Origin of the sequence: Paenibacillus sp. BT-177, from assembly GCF_025846815.2 — a bacterium.
GTDB classification, from domain to species: Bacteria; Bacillota; Bacilli; order Paenibacillales; family Paenibacillaceae; genus Paenibacillus; species Paenibacillus polymyxa_C.
On sequence record NZ_JAOYTP010000003.1, the window covers coordinates 523,374 to 538,302 of the forward strand.

At 43.1% G+C, this 14,929-nt stretch carries 17 protein-coding genes; 13 read left to right on the forward strand and 4 right to left on the reverse strand.

The features are described from left to right. Positions 1 to 56 precede the first annotated feature (56 nt). Positions 57 to 350 (forward strand): DUF1330 domain-containing protein, encoded by a 294-nt coding sequence (locus tag OIU26_RS12810; protein WP_013373783.1) that lies wholly within the window; start codon positions 57 to 59, stop codon positions 348 to 350. 221 nt (positions 351 to 571) lie between these two features. On the opposite strand, the gene OIU26_RS12815 is transcribed toward OIU26_RS12810, so the two are convergent. Continuing rightward, positions 572 to 1,240, reverse strand: a complete 669-nt coding sequence (locus OIU26_RS12815) for a hypothetical protein (RefSeq protein WP_264217035.1) — start codon at positions 1,238 to 1,240, stop codon at positions 572 to 574. Between the two features lie 156 nt (positions 1,241 to 1,396). Between OIU26_RS12815 and OIU26_RS12820 the strand changes: the two genes are divergently transcribed. The 6 genes from OIU26_RS12820 (at position 1,397) to OIU26_RS12845 (ending at position 5,352) form a co-directional block, all read left to right on the forward strand. Next, the gene (locus tag OIU26_RS12820) at positions 1,397 to 2,935 is read left to right on the forward strand and encodes an FAD-dependent oxidoreductase (RefSeq protein ID WP_264217036.1); all 1,539 of its coding nucleotides are present in this window, start codon (positions 1,397 to 1,399) and stop codon (positions 2,933 to 2,935) included. Between the two features lie 73 nt (positions 2,936 to 3,008). Continuing rightward, on the forward strand, positions 3,009 to 3,260 hold the full coding sequence (locus tag OIU26_RS12825) for a spore gernimation protein GerQ (protein ID WP_264217037.1): 252 nt from the start codon (positions 3,009 to 3,011) through the stop codon (positions 3,258 to 3,260). A 40-nt stretch (positions 3,261 to 3,300) separates the two neighbouring features. Next, positions 3,301 to 3,681, forward strand: a complete 381-nt coding sequence (locus OIU26_RS12830) for a spore coat protein (protein ID WP_264217131.1) — start codon at positions 3,301 to 3,303, stop codon at positions 3,679 to 3,681. Continuing rightward, positions 3,678 to 4,814: a zinc-dependent alcohol dehydrogenase gene (locus OIU26_RS12835; RefSeq protein WP_264217038.1), complete on the forward strand. Its 1,137-nt coding sequence runs from the start codon at positions 3,678 to 3,680 to the stop codon at positions 4,812 to 4,814. The genes OIU26_RS12830 and OIU26_RS12835 overlap by 4 nt, the downstream gene beginning before the upstream one ends. Before the next feature lie 29 nt (positions 4,815 to 4,843). Continuing rightward, the gene (locus tag OIU26_RS12840) at positions 4,844 to 5,056 is read left to right on the forward strand and encodes a hypothetical protein (RefSeq protein WP_264217039.1); all 213 of its coding nucleotides are present in this window, start codon (positions 4,844 to 4,846) and stop codon (positions 5,054 to 5,056) included. Continuing rightward, positions 5,053 to 5,352, forward strand: coding sequence for a spore coat protein (locus OIU26_RS12845; RefSeq protein WP_013373790.1), 300 nt, complete (start codon positions 5,053 to 5,055; stop codon positions 5,350 to 5,352). Before OIU26_RS12840 ends, OIU26_RS12845 begins: the two co-directional genes overlap by 4 nt. A 115-nt stretch (positions 5,353 to 5,467) precedes the next feature. Here OIU26_RS12845 and OIU26_RS12850 read toward each other — a convergent pair whose 3' ends face one another. Next, positions 5,468 to 6,454, reverse strand: a complete 987-nt coding sequence (locus tag OIU26_RS12850; RefSeq protein ID WP_264217040.1) for an aldo/keto reductase — start codon at positions 6,452 to 6,454, stop codon at positions 5,468 to 5,470. Between the two features lie 238 nt (positions 6,455 to 6,692). Between OIU26_RS12850 and OIU26_RS12855 the strand changes: the two genes are divergently transcribed. Beyond that, on the forward strand, positions 6,693 to 7,400 hold the full coding sequence (locus OIU26_RS12855) for a phosphodiester glycosidase family protein (RefSeq protein ID WP_174821028.1): 708 nt from the start codon (positions 6,693 to 6,695) through the stop codon (positions 7,398 to 7,400). Positions 7,401 to 7,448: 48 nt separating this feature from the next. Here the strand turns inward: OIU26_RS12855 and OIU26_RS12860 are convergent, their stop codons facing one another. Then, positions 7,449 to 7,946: a hypothetical protein gene (locus tag OIU26_RS12860; RefSeq protein ID WP_264217041.1), complete on the reverse strand. Its 498-nt coding sequence runs from the start codon at positions 7,944 to 7,946 to the stop codon at positions 7,449 to 7,451. Between the two features lie 119 nt (positions 7,947 to 8,065). On the opposite strand from OIU26_RS12860, the gene OIU26_RS12865 reads away from it, so the two are divergent. Continuing rightward, entirely contained in the window at positions 8,066 to 9,250 is a 1,185-nt protein-coding gene (locus OIU26_RS12865) for a copper amine oxidase (RefSeq protein WP_264217042.1), read from the forward strand. Positions 9,251 to 9,418: 168 nt separating this feature from the next. Here OIU26_RS12865 and OIU26_RS12870 read toward each other — a convergent pair whose 3' ends face one another. Beyond that, complete coding sequence (locus OIU26_RS12870) at positions 9,419 to 10,048, reverse strand: HD domain-containing protein (RefSeq protein WP_264217043.1); 630 nt, start codon at positions 10,046 to 10,048, stop codon at positions 9,419 to 9,421. A gap of 166 nt (positions 10,049 to 10,214) precedes the next feature. Between OIU26_RS12870 and OIU26_RS12875 the strand changes: the two genes are divergently transcribed. The 4 genes from OIU26_RS12875 to OIU26_RS12890 all read left to right on the forward strand — a co-directional run bounded on the left by OIU26_RS12875 (position 10,215) and on the right by OIU26_RS12890 (position 14,701). Continuing rightward, on the forward strand, positions 10,215 to 10,910 hold the full coding sequence (locus OIU26_RS12875; protein WP_064962818.1) for a response regulator transcription factor: 696 nt from the start codon (positions 10,215 to 10,217) through the stop codon (positions 10,908 to 10,910). Next, the gene (locus OIU26_RS12880; RefSeq protein WP_264217044.1) at positions 10,903 to 11,907 is read left to right on the forward strand and encodes a sensor histidine kinase; all 1,005 of its coding nucleotides are present in this window, start codon (positions 10,903 to 10,905) and stop codon (positions 11,905 to 11,907) included. Before OIU26_RS12875 ends, OIU26_RS12880 begins: the two co-directional genes overlap by 8 nt. A gap of 102 nt (positions 11,908 to 12,009) precedes the next feature. Further along, a complete protein-coding gene (locus tag OIU26_RS12885) occupies positions 12,010 to 12,771 on the forward strand; it encodes an ABC transporter ATP-binding protein (RefSeq protein ID WP_193189619.1) in 762 nt (253 codons plus the stop codon). Continuing rightward, complete coding sequence (locus OIU26_RS12890; RefSeq protein ID WP_165082138.1) at positions 12,761 to 14,701, forward strand: ABC transporter permease; 1,941 nt, start codon at positions 12,761 to 12,763, stop codon at positions 14,699 to 14,701. The genes OIU26_RS12885 and OIU26_RS12890 overlap by 11 nt, the downstream gene beginning before the upstream one ends. Positions 14,702 to 14,929 lie beyond the last annotated feature (228 nt).

The window sequence follows — 14,929 nt, forward strand, 5'->3', positions numbered from 1 at the left end:
CGCCGGCGAAGTCCTAGGACGTATGATCACCGTCCGACATACAGAGGAGAATGGATATGAGCGCATATGTTATCGTAGATATAAAAGTAGAGGAAGAAGCTGTTTTCAAACAATACGCAGAGCTAGCAGATGCGCTGCTGCAGGAAGTTCCGGGATTCCGCAACCTTACGCTAGATCCACAGCCCGAGACACTGGAAGGCACATGGAAGCCGTCAATAGTCGTAGTTCACGAATTTCCGACTTACGAGGCTGCCAAGCAGTTCTATTATTCCGATGACTACGCGCCCTTAATTAAGCTGCGTCAATCAGGAACTCAAGCTAACGTTATTCTGGTTAACGGAAGAGCATAAACTTCTGTTCTGCTACTTTTCATATACTAGGACAATTCGCACTCGAATTAGGTAACTAGCTTGTTTTATTTCATACTCATTAAATAAAACAAACTCCTACGTCCTATTAAGAACGTAGGAGTTTCTAGTACAATGGAAAGAATGTAACCGCAACCAATATATCAACCGCCTCCGCCAGCATCTTGTTCTCCCCCGGATGAAGGTAACACTATCCCATAAAATTATAGAGTGTCCCCTGCGACAGGCTTCATCGTTTTCTCCGCCATTCTGTCCAGTGTCCAGACTAGTACCCCCACGGCAAGAGTGGCGATGACCGACATAATTACTGTTCCGCCTACATGTAGCAGCAGCACGGGAACCCACAGCAGTCCAAATATACGATGGACGGTTCGCATCCACTTGTTACGTACTTTATTAATATAGAAGCCGTATCCGGAGATAGCCAGTATAATGGCAAAAGCCGCCAGTCCGGAGTAGGTTTTGTGATCTTGAAGTTTGGTAATCAGGAAATAGACGCCATGAACGGCAATAAGAATCAAAGTCGCCCAACCCAGCAGTTTATGCCAGGAGTGAAACAACTTTCCGGCCTTTCGAACCAACATTGACGGCGATCTCAGTTTCTTCTTAAACCAGAACCAACAGAAAGAGGCCGCCCCAAGAAAAACGGAGATCGTGCCCAAGGTATTAAATATTTCCCCGTTACCCCCACCACCTTTTCCGCCGGGACGTCCGCCCATGTGCCCTGGTACATTGCCGCCTCCCGGAGGTCGCATGCCAGGCTTGCCGCCGGAAACCGAGGACATGTAGTAATAGTAGATTACGAGTAGAGCCGCTACCGTAACTGCGATGATTGCCGGAATCCAAACCGTCTTTTTCATCTTTGTTTTCATTGTTATGCATCCTCCCCGGGAAAATTGCCTTGATTGTACCCGGTCAAGCTGAAAACAAGATGAAAGCTGGCTGAAAGTATCCCTTTTTTGGGTATATAAAATCATACAATGATAACAATGTATACAATAATTGTAATCAAAGGGGTGCTTGTGAAAATGAAACAAGACGAGTGTCGTACGACCTTCCCGCAATTTCCAGAATCGTATTGGTTAGCTTCAACTGACGTCCCCAATTTCCCCAAGCTTAATGAAGATATTCAGGTGGATGTTGCTATTGTAGGTGCGGGGATCACCGGTATTACCACTGCTTATTTACTTTCTAAAAAAGGACTAAGCGTCGCAGTCGTTGACGCAGGGCGGATACTTCATGGAACAACGGGCCATACCACTGCCAAAATTACCGCACAACATGATTTGATCTATAGCGAGTTCCTCTCACATTTTGGTAAAGAGAAAACCCGACTCTATTATGAAGCTAACCGCGAGGCTCTTGAATTCATCAGACAAACGGTAGAAGAGTATCATATCGATTGTCAATTTACAGAAGAAGATGCCTACGTTTATACATGTGCGGATACGCATGTGGAAAAAATCAACGACGAATATAAAGCTTACAAGGAACTTGGCATACCGGGAAGTTATGTCGAACAAACGCCTCTGCCCTTTTCAACTAAAGCAGCTATTATGATGGAAAACCAAGCTCAGTTTAATCCGATTCCTTTCTTAAGGTATCTAGCCAATCAAGTCATCCGGCAAGGCGGGAAGATTTATGAACAGACCACCGTTGTGGGTGTGGATAAAGGAACCCCTTCTATTATTAATACAAGCGACGGGCACAAGATTACCTGCAACTATGTCGTATCCTCCTCTCATTTTCCGTTCAATGATCCAAACAGTCTTTATTTTGCGCGATTGCATGCCGAGCGGTCTTATGTACTAGCGGTCAAGACGGACAAAACCTATCCGGGTGGTATGTACCTAAGTGCGGAAACCCCCAAACGTTCGCTTCGCTCTGTACTAATAAACGGTGAACCGATGGTCATCGTCGGTGGCGAAGGCCACAAAACGGGTCAAGGAATCTGCACATTTCAATACTATGAAGCTTTAGAAAAGTTCGCAGAGCAAACATTTGGATTAAAGGAAATCGTCTATCGCTGGTCGGCACAGGACCTGTACTCGTTAGACAAGCTCCCTTATATCGGGCAGGAATTATCCGATGTTTCCAACATCCTCGTTGCTACGGGTTATAGAAAATGGGGGATGACGACAAGTGTCGCGGCAGCTTTATTAAATACGAATCTGATAACCAGAAAGGAAAGCCCGTATCAGGATCTTTTCTCCCCTTCAAGATTTCATGCAGACCCTGACATTAAAACATTTGTAACACAAAATGCGAATGTGGCGAAGCACTTGATTGCCGGTAAGCTGGAAATCAGCTATAAAAAAGCCGAAGAACTCCAGCAAGACGAAGGGGCAGTCGTCCGGGTAAACGGCAAAAGGGCGGGCGCATATCGAGACCCACAAGGAGCATTGCACCTGGTGGACACTACGTGCACCCATATGGGCTGTGAAGTTGACTGGAACGAGGCCGAAAGAACATGGGATTGCCCATGTCATGGCTCACGCTTTTCATATCAAGGCGAAGTAATTGAAGGACCCGCTAAAAAAGCACTTGGCAAGGTTGGAGCCGAATAGCACGATCCTTTCGGAATAAACCTAGTTATGCTGGACAACATACCTTCAAGAATCATAAAAGAAAGGTGAGCCTATGATAAGCCAACAGTCTACATTAGCGGCGCATGAGTCCCTAGAGATCCACGAAGTGCTTAACTTCAAAACGTTATGTTTAGCCAAGTCCAAATTAATGCAGGGCTTAGTATTCGATCAAGAGCTAAAGGATTTAATGGAAAAAGATGTTCAGCAATCTATCCAGGCTATCGCCGATTTGCAAGCAATCTATGCTAAAGCACCGTTTCAAGCGCCTGTTCCTGACTTCCGCCCAACACCAATTTTAAATTGAGGTGAATGATGTGACACCTAACCAGACCCAGTCCGCTAAAATGGATTATGTGGACCCAAAAAACTCATTAAATATGCCGGAAATGGCAGACACGACCCTTGCAATGGATTTTCTGGTTCGCGTCAAGGAAGGGGTTCGGAACACAGCAATAGCTTTGACAGAAACTGTCTCTACCGATGCCAGAACCCTATTGCGCCATCAACTGCATCAAGGCATTGCGCTTCATCAGGAAATTACCGATCTTATGGTACGAAAAAAATGGTTTCATCCCTATGATCTGCAAAAGCAATATCAATTGGATCAACTGTCAGCCAATAAGACGGTGGACATTAGCAATATGAAACTGTTCCCAGACGATACCACCCGCAAAGGTATGTTTGATCGCACGCCGGACGAACATATTGGAGGGAATCAGGCATGAAGGCAGTGACCTACCAAGGTATCAAAAACGTTGTCGTTAAAGACGTTCCTGACCCACGTATTGAAAAAGCCGACGATGCGATTGTCAGACTGACAACAACTGCTATTTGCGGTTCAGATCTGCATCTCATTCATGGGATGATTCCGAATCTACAAGAGAATTATGTAATTGGGCATGAGCCGATGGGGGTTGTAGAAGAAGTCGGCAGCAGCGTAACCAAATTGAAAAAGGGCGACCGCGTGATCATTCCGTTCAACATCGCGTGTGGTGAATGCTTTTACTGTAAAAACCAATTGGAAAGCCAATGTGATCATTCGAATGAAAATGGAGAGATGGGCGGTTTTTTTGGCTATTCCGGAACAACCGGTGGATATCCAGGTGGACAAGCTGAATATTTACGTGTGCCTTTTGCCAACTTCACTCATTTCAAAATTCCGGAGAGCTGCGAACATTCTGATGAGAAGCTTTGCCTGATTGCTGATGCCATGACTACTGCATTTTGGAGCGTCGATAATGCCGGAGTGAAGGCTGGGGATACTGTCATTGTTATTGGCTGTGGTCCAGTAGGTCTATTAGCGCAAAAGTTCGCCTGGTTCAAAGGGGCAAAACGAGTCATTGCGGCAGACTATCTAGATTATCGTCTGCAACACGCAAAGCGCACCAATCATGTGGAGATCGTGAATGTGGAAACGCAAGAAAACGTCGGCAACTATCTGAAGGAGATGACCAAAGGAGGCGCGGACGTAGTTATTGACTGCTCCGGCATGAGCGGCAAAATGTCTCCGCTGGAATCCTTGGCTTCCGGTCTTAAGCTTCACGGTGGGGCTTTAGGAGGACTGATCATAGCTACACAGGTTGTCCGCAAAGGCGGCACCATTCAAGTTACCGGGGTATACGGCGGTCGATATAACGGTTTTCCGATGGGTGACATTTTTCAGCGAAATGTTAATTTGCGAACTGGACAGGCTCCCGTTATTCACTATATGCCTTACATGTATGAGCTGATAGATACGGGTAAGGTTGACCCTGGTGACGTTGTCACACACGTCATTCCGCTAAGCGATGCCAAGCGCGGATATGAAATTTTCGATACCAGACAAGACAATTGCATCAAAGTTGTACTTAAACCTTAACTATCAATTGGACTGGAGGTAAATATTATATGGTGTATGGCCTGCACGAAACACTTGAAGTCCATGAATTGTCGGCATTCAAAACAGTCTGTCTTACCAAATCTAAAACCATGCAAGCCTTGATCTCAGATCCGGTCCTCAAAGCCATATTGCAAAAGGATGTTGACCTAACAACACGCCAATTGCAAGAGCTGGGTAACGTTTTAAATCAAGCCTCTACATCACGGGAGGTAAAACAATGAACATACTCTTGGAGCATTTGACCGGACTAAATATTTTAACCGACCAAGTGATTGCTGCCGATTTCTTAAACACCGCCAAAAGTGGTGTGAGAAATTACGCTATGGCTGTAACGGAAGCAGGAACTCCAGAAATTAAGGCTATGCTTACAAAACAACTGGATGAAGCTATTGATATGCATGAGCAAATTTCAACGTACATGATCGAACGCGGCTGGTATCACCCATGGAACGTAAACGAGCAGCTGTCGATGGATCTGCAAAATATCAACACTGCATTACAAGCTCCTGTTTTGTAAAAGGATGCCTTCGGCATTATACGAAGCACGTTCTTGCGTATATATAAAGCCCCCAAAGCCGTCCGTCACGCCGATTCGCGTTAAAGACGGCTTTTGGTTTATCTCATTTTCTTCATTATTCCGCTTGCCAATTTGGCATCCGCTCTGCCGGGTAACGAAGGCCCGCGGCCATTCCTTTGGGAATGATGGCGTTAATAGTCTCCATTTCCTCTGCGGACAAGCCCACATTCACTGCTCCTGCATTTTCCTCTAAATACGTGACCCGTTTAGTACCGGGAATCGGTACAATTCCCTCTTGCGCAAGCAGCCAGGCCAAAGCAAGCTGAGAAGGCTTGACTCCTTTTCGAGCCGCAAGATCCTTAACATGCTGCACGAGATCCAGATTCTTCTGGAAATTCTCAGGCTGAAAACGCGGCACCGTGCGACGGAAATCATCTTCTGCGAAATCATCAAACTTCTGAATTTGCCCGCTCAAAAAGCCGCGTCCCAGTGGACTGTAGGCCACAAATTCGATGCCCAGTTCCTTACATGTCGGTATCACTTCATCTTCTGCTTCCCGGCTCCATAAGGAGTATTCTGTCTGCAACGCTGTAATCGGGTGTACCTTGTGAGCACGTCTGATCAGTGCAGGAGACGCCTCGGATAGCCCCAGATAGCGAACTTTTCCCGCTTGAACCAGATCACTCATCGCCCCTACTGTTTCTTCAATAGGCACATTCGGATCGACCCGGTGCTGGTAGTACAAATCAATCACATCTACACCCAATCTTTGCAGGCTGCGATCACATGCCTGTTTTACATATTCAGGACGGCCACTAACACCCAGGAATCCCCCATCCTCTCCGCGCATAATGGAGAATTTGGTAGCCAACACTACCTCATCCCGGTGGCCCCGCAAGATTTGACTGATCAGTTTTTCATTTTTCCCCACACCGTAGACATCTGCTGTATCCCAGAAGTTGACCCCCAGCTCCAACGCACGATGAAGCGTTTTGATCGACTCCTGATCATCCAACTCACCATAATACTCGGACATTCCCATGCAGCCCAGACCCAGAGCAGATACTTGAAGGTCGCTGTTACCCAGTTGTTTCTTTTTCAATTTTATCACTCCCAAATTGTCAGAATAGTTACGTATTTCCTAATCACCACGTTACACCCCGTATGTTACTACTTAAAGTTAACTTTAAGTCAAGTGGTATCTCGTATATGACGTTTCAAATTTTTTTAGAAAAATTTGATTTCAAGGTTGTAAAAGGCCGCTGTAAATTTCCTATATATATGAGAAACGAATTATCGCGCGAGATTCTGTTTCAAAATCATCTAATTGGAGGTTTCCCATGCCAGCAAACTACTCTTACACCAAAACGTCTGATGGTTTCCATGTTATCATTACGCCAGCCTCGAATATTCAAAATAAAAATATTCGAAGCCGGATCACACAGCAAACCGACTACGGGATTAATGGGGGCTTCTTTTACCCTATCAGCACTACAACGCCACCGACTCAAGGTTTATCCATTGCGGTGACACCTAATAACACTCACGATATTAAGGCAAATGCCAAAGAGAATAGTCGGGGTACTGCATTTATTTTTACGGAAAGCAACAAAACAAAAATAGGGATTACCCGTACTTCAAGTGTGACGGATCTCAAAAAACAAATGGGAACGGCCATTAAGTACAAATCCATTATTAGCGGCGGTAGTCTATCACTGAAGAATGAGGAAGATGTTTGGCTCAAGGAGCTGAAAGAGATTGAAAATTTCGACTTGAACGGAACCTTGCGATACACCGAATCCATCGGACGGACAGGCTTGGGCTTCAAAGTCGTCAATAACATTTGGCAGGTCTACCTGGTTGTTCATGAAAATGCGACGCTGAAACAACTTCGCAACTATTTTATCAAGCAGGATTGCTTCGAAGCCATTCTTCTGGATGGTGGAGGCTCATCCGGCATTCAGGTCAAAAACTCGGCAGGCACCATGGTCAAATATGAGCAAACACGTTATATCTACAACATGGTAAAACTTATTAACATCACCTAAGGCTTATGACGTGCTTCCATAGGAGTGAGGAGGCCTTATCGGCCTCCTCTACAGATCATCCAGCACGATAATTTCCAATGCTAGGAAAACAGGTGTTGCAGGGTACACATAGGAGACTTCAATCGGTTGCCCCACCTGTAATTCTGCTGGACGGATTAATTGCCTTTGCTGACCATCCATCTGCTTATAAATATGTGTATCTGGAACGGATATATAAACTGATTGGATAGGCTTCTCCGTTGGATCATCACTTTGGGATAGTTCTTGAGCAAATTGAACCGGCTGTTCAAATCGGATCAAATAATCCATGCTGGGGGTTACCAATGGTTGTTCGATCTCTTTTTCAACTTTTTCGATGCTTTTAATTTTAGCCTGCCCCGTATACACCGTTGTGCTTTCTAGGCGCTCTAGATCAAAAATGGATTGAACCACCACTTCATTTTTATGAGGTTGTTTAACTGGCGGCGCCGATTCGGTTTTAGCGCATGCGGACAATGATGTTGCCATAAGTAAGACAAGGACAAGGACAGAAACTCTTTTTTTCATTAGTGATCCTCCCTAATCTGGTTTATCATTTGCGAATTACTAATAAAGACGTAACAGGAACAATTTGGTTGCTTTTATCCTGTATTTATCCATTACATTTTGAAAGGTGTGTCGTTTATATGTTAAAAAAACTCGCTCTAACAGCTCTTGCCGCATCAACACTTCTAGTGGGGAGCTCCATTACGGCAAGCGCCGATTCTGCCGTGAATTACGACCATTTGCTTTCAGCAGGGACCACTAACGCTTACTTGGCTATGGAAGATGGATCTTCATTTTACGCAACGGGAAGTAACGGTAATGGCAAGCTCGGTGTAGGCGATGGCGGTGGAAATAATAAAACAAGCCCGATGCAAGCAGATGTATCTGACATCGCTATGATTGATGCTGGTGATTTGCATTCAACCTTGCTCAAAAAAGACGGAACCATCTGGTCTTGGGGTTTTGCAAGTTACGGCGAACTAGGAACAGGGAACAAGCGGGATACAGCAAGAGTCCCTGTAAAAAACAAATATATTGATCATGTTAAGGAAGTGAGAGCGGGAGGTCAATTTACACTTGCCCTCAAAAATGACGGTACGGTGTGGGCTTATGGAGAAAACAACTTTGGGCAACTGGGCATTGGCACCAAAGGAGTTTCTGCCTTTTCCGTTAAGCCTGTCCAGGTACAAGGCTTAGAAGATATTGTAGCCATTGACGCTGGTGACAGTTTTGGCGCAGCTCTAGACAAAAATAATCAGTTATGGGTATGGGGGCGTGGTTATGATGGCGCTCTGGGACAGGACGATAAAGAAAACCAGCTTACCCCAGTTCAATACCGAATTGATGATATCAAAACCTTTACCGCTGGAGCTGACCGTATTTATGTATTAACGAACAGCGGGGAAGTATACGCTTCGGGTAGCAATACTTCTGGTAAGCTGGGGGATGGAACCTCTACCTTTAGAAGATCACCTGTATTGATCAACATTTCCGACGTAAATAGACTGAAGGCAGGCAAAACCCAAACTTTCGCGCTGAAAAATGACGGAACTCTTTGGGGTTGGGGAACTAATAATGAAGGACAGGTAGGTGACGGGACCGATGTATTTTCTGTTAAAGTCCCATCCCAAGTTGTAGATGACACAAACACGCCACTAACCGATGTAGTAGCATTCAGTGCAGCAGGAACCCACTCCCATGCTTTGACAGCCGATGGGACGGTCTGGTCCTGGGGATTTAATAGAAATGGTGAACTGGGAATTGGCAATACCAAGCAACAAAATGCAGCCACTAAAACCAACTTCCCGAATCCATTTTCAAAATAAGCATAGCTCTCCTGTACTTTTCAACCTAGAAGAAGCCAAAGTAGCAGTTCAATCAACTGCTGCTTTGGCTCTTTTATTTTACTTAGGAACTGCTTATTACAAATAAGCCTATGATTATGTATGAACAGAAGCGCTTCGCAGCTTCTGAAAGATGGTAAGGAAATTCTTTTACAGAGCTAAAGCCTCTTCCGTAATCTTTTTGATATCAATGGATGAAGGCGTTTCTTCCTTTACCATATCTGGTAGGACATTTTCCAAAAAATATTCAACGCAGTGTAATTGAATATTCTTGATTTTTACAAGTGCATTACGGTACATGACTATAAATTCTTTTTCCGTATTTCCCCGCTGAAGCTCGGCAAATGCTTCATAGACCTGATCCATTTTATCCGCTACTTCTAAAATTAAACCTTCAACAGAATCATCTTTACCTTCTCTTAGCTGTTTGCGGAAAATCGCTTTAAAATCCTCGGGAATATTCTCTTCAATAAAATACTCAATCATACCTTCTTCGACCTGCTGGATTAATAGTCGGAGTTCCTTGGAGGAATGCTTAACAGGCGTTTTAATATCTCCAATAAAAATCTCCCCATAATCATGACTGCTAGTAATCTCGTATAGCTTTTTCCAGTCAATGCAGACACCGTTTCTCTCTTCAATATCAGCTAGCGTTTTGGCATATTGTACTACTTTCCAGGAATGAGCCGATACACTATGTTCCTCGAATTTAAACTTGCCCGGACAACGAATAATTCTTTCCAACTCATTTAGCGATCGAAAATAGGTGTGAATTCCCATCTATACATCCATCCTTTTAACGGTATGAGATTGTAGATATAAACCAACTATAAACCTCAACTATTAACAGCAGATTATCGCAATATCAAGTTGATTCAACCCCGTATAGCACATAAACAAATTTTGCTATACACTTTATATAAAAAAGTAAAAAGTGGTGAAATCGTTGTTTAAAATCTTGCTGATTGAAGATGATGAAACTTTGTTCCATGAAATAAAGGACAGGTTAACTCAATGGGCCTATGATGTGTACGGTATCCAGGATTTTAGTAAAGTCATTCAAGAATTCACAACGATAAAGCCTGATCTGGTCGTGATTGATATTCAATTGCCGAAATTTGATGGTTTTCATTGGTGTCGAATGATTCGATCCCACTCTAACGTCCCGATCATCTTCTTATCATCGCGGGATCACCCTACGGATATGGTGATGTCGATGCAGCTTGGAGCGGATGATTTTATCCAAAAGCCCTTCCATTTTGATGTACTGATTGCAAAATTACAGGCGACACTCCGCCGTGTATACAATTACAATACAGAACCTGTTTCCCTGAAAACATGGCGTGGAGCGACGGTCGACTATGAAAAAAATGTAGTAGCCAATGAGGCTGGCTCCATCGAATTAACCAAGAACGAGATTTTTATTTTGAAGCTGCTAATTGAACAAAAAAATAAAATTGTCGTACGAGAGGAATTAATTAAAAGCCTCTGGGATGATGAACGTTTTGTCAGCGACAATACCCTAACCGTCAACTTGAACCGCCTTCGTAAAAAATTGGACGAGCTGGATTTGGGTCGTTTCATTGAAACGAAAGTGGGGCAAGGCTACATGGCTACAGAAGAGGCACCTGCCTATGATTAAAAAGTACCTTACAGAGAGGCGAAGCTGGATTCTACTGTTTGTATGTCAGCAATTCCTGATCCTGTTCATCGCTTATGTGGATGCAGCAATTCCATTAATACCGATCCTTTATATCGTCTTCTTATCTATGATGATTTTCTTGGTTTTTTTAATCATTCGCTATCTCAAGGAAACCAAATTCTATACCACATTAGAAGAATGGGAGAGCCCTCTAGAACTAACGGGTATAGGCGAACCGGAGAGTCCGTTTGAGCAAATCATTGAACAAAAAATCACTGACCAGACCGAACGGTTACAACAGATTATCTCGCAAAATCAACTAACACTTGAACATGAAAAAGATGAACTACTATCCTGGATTCATGAGGTAAAAACGCCTTTAACCACCATGCATTTGATGATTGAGCGGTTGGACGACAAGTCCCTAAAAGCTCAGTTAACCTATGAATGGCTACGAATTCACTTGCTGCTGGATCAACAGCTTCATCACAAACGCATATCTTTTATTGAAAATGATCTATATGTCGAGCAAGTGGATTTAAAATCTCTGGTTTTTAAAGAAATCAAAGCATTACAGTCATGGTGCATCCAAAAAGGGATCGGTTTTGACATCCGACTTGAGCAAATGGAAGTGCTAAGTGATGCCAAATGGCTGGCTTTTATCATCAGACAGCTCTTAACCAATGCCATCAAATATAGCGATGCCAGCGATATTATCATTTACAGCTATGAACAAAGGGATCGAATACAGCTTGAGGTCCAAGACTTTGGGCGCGGTATTGATCCGAAGGATATACCTCGTATTTTCGAGAAAGGTTTTACATCCACGACCCAACATTCTGATCATACTTCGACGGGCATGGGGTTATATTTAACGAAAAAGGCAGCGCAGTCCCTGCTCATACATATAGATGTGCACTCCAAACCGAACATGGGTACTACCTTCACTTTAATTTTCCCCAAACGAAATGATTTCGTAAGTATGCTGAGCATGTGACAGAGATGTCACATGCTTTTATATACTGTTCGCCCAATCAAAGGAAAATCATCGGCACGGTTTTTATAATAAGGCTACAAGAACAATAAGGAGTGCATCGAAGTGAATATTTTAGAAGCCCATAAGATTCACAAAAGCTATGGTAATAAGCTAAATATGCAGGAGGTTTTGAAGGGAATAGATATCGTTATTGATGAAGGTGAATTTGTTAGTATTATGGGAGCCTCTGGTTCAGGTAAAACCACACTGCTAAATGTCCTCTCCTCCATTGATAAAGTGAGCCACGGTTCCATTAAGATCAATGATATCGAAATGACGAAAATGAAAGAAAAGCAACTGGCTGAATTCCGCAAAAAGCATTTAGGCTTTATTTTTCAGGAGTATAATCTGCTGGATACGCTCACCGTGAAGGAAAACATCCTCTTGCCTCTATCTATCACCAAGACGCCTAAAAAAGAGGCTAACCGAAGATTTCAGGAAGTCGCTACAGAACTGGGGATTTATGAGCTCAAGGACAAATACCCCAATGAAATCTCAGGCGGGCAGAAACAGCGTACATCTGCGGCTAGAGCGTTTATCCATGAGCCTACGATTATTTTTGCCGATGAACCTACGGGTGCGCTAGATTCGAAATCAGCTTCCGATCTATTAAACAAGCTGGGTCAGCTGAACCAAAAGCGCAAGGCAACCATTATTATGGTCACGCACGATCCGGTTGCAGCCAGCCATTGCAGCCGCGTTATTTTTATCAAGGATGGGCAAATGTACACGCAGCTTCATAAAGGCGTGCAGGAGAGACAAAGCTTCTTCCAGGATATCATGAAAACCCAAGCGGTCTTAGGCGGGGTTCAACATGAACATTAATCTACTCATTCTAAAAAATCTGAAAAAAAACCTGAGCAATTATTATCTCTATGTTTTTGCTCTCATTTTCAGTGTTGCGCTCTATTTCTCCTTCGTCACATTACAGTACGATCCCTCCATGGACGAAGTGAAGGGTTCTGTTAAAGGTGCAGCCTCCATACGGGCAGCTTCTGTTTTACTGGTCGCTATTGTCTGCATTTTCCTTATGTATGCTAATAATATTTTTATAAAAAGACGCAGTAAAGAAATTGGCTTATTTCAATTGATTGGAATGACTAAAAACAAAATTTTTCGCATTCTAAGTGCTGAAAACTTAATTTTATACTTCGGTTCGCTTTTCGTCGGAATAGGGGTTGGATTCTCCTTTTCCAAACTAGTGATCATGATCTTATTTAAGACGACGGGTGTCGAAGCCATTGCCACTCTATATTTCTCTAACCAAGCACTGACTCAAACACTCATCGTTTTTGTTGTCATCTACTTACTGATCATGATCATGAATTATTCTTTTATCAAAAGACAAAGTATTTTGTCTTTGTTCCGAGTGACCTCAACCACCGAAGGGAAAATCAAGAAAATAACGATCTTTGAGATGATCATCGGGATCATTGGCATCTCGCTTATCGCCTTAGGTTACTATGTTTCCTCCAGATTATTTGGTGGAGATTTTACATCCTTAAATGAACTATTTATGGCGATGGTGTTTATTTTGGGCTCTGTCATCATCGGAACATTTCTTTTTTATAAAGGATCCATCCGCTTTATTTCCAATATCATTAGAAAAAGCAAAGGCGGATATTTAAACATCCATGAGGTGCTGTCCCTCTCATCCATTATGTTCCGCATGAAATCCAATGCTTTGTTGTTAACCATTATTACGACAGTATCGGCACTTGCTATCGGTTTACTATCCTTAAGCTATATCGCCTATTATTCTGCGGATCAAGCAGCTGAGGACAATGTACCTTCCCATTTTGCCATGACGAATGTGCCGGATGCGGAGAAATTCAAAGCGTTACTTCATCAGCATGATATACAGTATCGTGAAAAGAAAATTGAAGTGATTCAAGTCAGTGTGAAGACAGCACAAATTATGGAGACTCCTATGGAACCATTAAATGATGGTACGGATTCCATGACACTGCCTGTCGTAAGCGACCAATCTGTGAAGGGTACGGATGTATCTCCAGGCCAAACGGTTTTAACGGGCTATAATGATATGTTACAGAAATTCATGTCCTTGAAAGACTTTGGACCCTTGGATTTGAAGGGAAAAACAGAAGTCATACCTCAACAATATGTGGGTCTAAAAAAGGATTATGTAATTCCTTACTATTTTGCAGCCGGGGGACTACCCACTGCCATTGTAGACGAAACCATCTTTGAGCGGTTAAAGAAAGATGTAAATCCAGAGATTCAAAAGAAGTCATCCTTGTATATTGGAATTGATATACTTAATGGAGCACAGATTGAAGAAGCTGATCGCCTCTTTGCAGCTGCGAATTTTAATGATCAACAATCATCTCGCCTTGAAATGAGCAGCAATCAGAAGAGAAATATGGGAGTGATCATGTTTGTTGTTGGCTTTTTGGGACTGACCTTTCTCATTACATCAGGCTGTATCCTTTATTTTAAGCAGATGGATGAGAGCGAAGACGAAAAGGCCAATTATACTGTATTGAGAAAGTTAGGCTTCACCCAAAGTGACCTGCTGCGAGGCATTAAAATAAAACAACTCTTTAACTTCGGCATTCCGTTAGTGATTGGCCTATCACACAGCTATTTCGCCGTCCAATCCGGCTGGTTCTTGTTTGGAACCGAAGTTTGGATGCCTATGATCATCGTAATGGTACTATACACTGCCCTATATTCCATTTTTGGAGTTCTATCCATTCTGTATTATAAAAAGGTCATTAAAGCAGCTTTATAATCAGTCATACGCCCAAAAGTCTCTGGCAAAAAAGTGCCAGGGGCTTTTCCAAATATTTGAGCATTTCCGTTCCTGCGTGTACAATAAAATAACTATCATCGTAGCCCCAAAGGGGGAGAGCCTATTTTATTATTACTCATCAATGGCATCGGCATTATAGCGAATATTATACTCGGTTCCTCTGTAGGGGTGGCTATTATCGTAGGAATCGTCTTTTTCCTGATCGGC